The sequence below is a fragment of the Streptomyces sparsus genome (genome assembly GCF_054776295.1).
Genome location: NZ_BAAHCA010000983.1, coordinates 1 through 1713 on the forward strand (window position 1 = coordinate 1; position 1713 = coordinate 1713).

Annotated in this window: 2 protein-coding genes; both read right to left on the reverse strand. The window is 72.3% G+C overall.

Features of this window, described 5'->3' with window-relative positions; genetic code table 11:
- Positions 1-55: 55 nt before the first annotated feature.
- Entirely contained in the window at positions 56-826 is a 771-nt protein-coding gene (locus ACYVE9_RS25580; protein ID WP_461030265.1) for a LytR/AlgR family response regulator transcription factor, read from the reverse strand.
- The coding region (locus ACYVE9_RS25585; protein ID WP_461030266.1) for a sensor histidine kinase at positions 823-1713 on the reverse strand (891 nt) is incomplete at its 5' end. The genes ACYVE9_RS25580 and ACYVE9_RS25585, both read right to left, overlap by 4 nt.

Here is a 1713-nt window from a genome sequence, read left to right on the forward strand (position 1 = left end):
CGGGCCAGCGCGATCCGGGTCTGCGGGCTGGTGACCTTCTCCCGCCGGTTGCCGCTCACTTGGCGGCCCGGCCCAGCTGCCCGCTGCGTGCCGCCTCGATGAGCTGCTCCTTGAGCCCCCGGGCGTGCCGGCGGCTGACCGGCACGTCGCCGGCCGGGGTGCAGGCCACCAGGCCGGCGGAACTGGTGACGCGCAGGTCGTGCACCCAGCCCACGGCCACCAGGTAGCCGCGGTGCACCCGGACGAAGCCGGCGGGCGCCCACACGTCCTCCAGGTAGGAGAGGGCGAGGCGGATCAGGTGGGTGTCCTCGGCGGTGTGCAGCCGCACGTAGTCGCCGTGCGCCTCGGCGAACTGGATGTCGTCGCGCCGCACGAACACCGTGCGGCGGCTGTGCTCGATCTGCACCACGGCCAGCTCGTCGGCAGCCGGTGAGCCGCTGCCGGCGTTGCGCTGCCGGGCGATACGGGCGACGGACTCGACCAGCCGCTCGGGGCGGATCGGCTTCAGCAGGTAGTCGACGGCACCGATGCCGAAGGCCTCGATGGCGTGCGACTCCGACGCGGTGACGAAGACGATCGCCGGCGGCACCGACAGCATGCTGATCACCCGGGCGACGTCCATGCCGTTCAGGCCCGGCATGGAGATGTCCAGGAAGACGGCGTCGAAGGCGGTGCTGCCCAGCAGCTTGACGGCCGCCTCACCGCTCTCGGCGGCCTGCACCTCGGCGATCTCCGGTATGTCGGTGAGGAACTCGGTGAGCTCCTCCCGGGTGAACGGCTCGTCCTCGACCACGAGGACGTGCAGCGTCTGCGCTGTGTGCGTCACTCGGCAACCACTCCTCGCATGAACCGGGGCACCCGGATGACGACCTTGGTGCCGCTCCCGGGGGCCGTCTCGATCAGCAGGCCGTGTTCCGGCCCGTAGACCGCCCGGAGCCGCTGGTCCACGTTGGCCAGGCCGACGCCCTTCGCGGGAGGGCCCGAACCGGCGAGCACGGCGCGGGCGAAAGCGGGTTCCATGCCGACCCCGTCGTCCTCGATCTCGATGACACACAGCGGACCCTCGCCGAAGCCCGAGACGCTGATCTGCCCGTTCTCCGTCTTCCGCTCCAGGCCGTGCCGGACGGCATTCTCCACGATGGGCTGCACGACCAGGAAGGGGATGGCGACCGGAAGAATCTCCGGGGCCATGCGCACGGTGATGTGCAGCCGGTCGTCGAACCGGGCGCGCTGGAGTTCGAGGTACGTCTGGGTGGCCTGGAGCTCGGCGGCGACCGTCGCGTAGTCGCCCTTGGTGGAGAAGCTGTACCGGAGGTAGTCGGCGAAGTCGGTCAGCAGCCCCCGGGCCCGTGCCGGGTCGGTGCGGATGTGCGCCGCGATGACGGCGAGCGCGTTGTGCAGGAAGTGCGGCGATATCTGGGCCCGCAGGGTGCGCAGGTCGGCGGCGGCGATCCGGGTGCGGGCCGTGCGCAGTCCGGCGTGGTCGAGGAACTCGGCGATCAGCCGGGCCACCTCGGTGAGGTCCTCCTCGGCCACCTCCCCGGCCGCCAGCAGGCAGCCGGCCAGCTCGTCGGCCACCACCAGCGGCACCGCGCACAGCTGCGGCTGCCGCAGCACACCGCCGTGCTCGTACACCTGCGCCACCAGCGCCGCCGGGTCGGTGCCGGGCGGCAGCGTGCCGTGCGAGGCGATCGGCCCGTCCAGGTCGGCGAG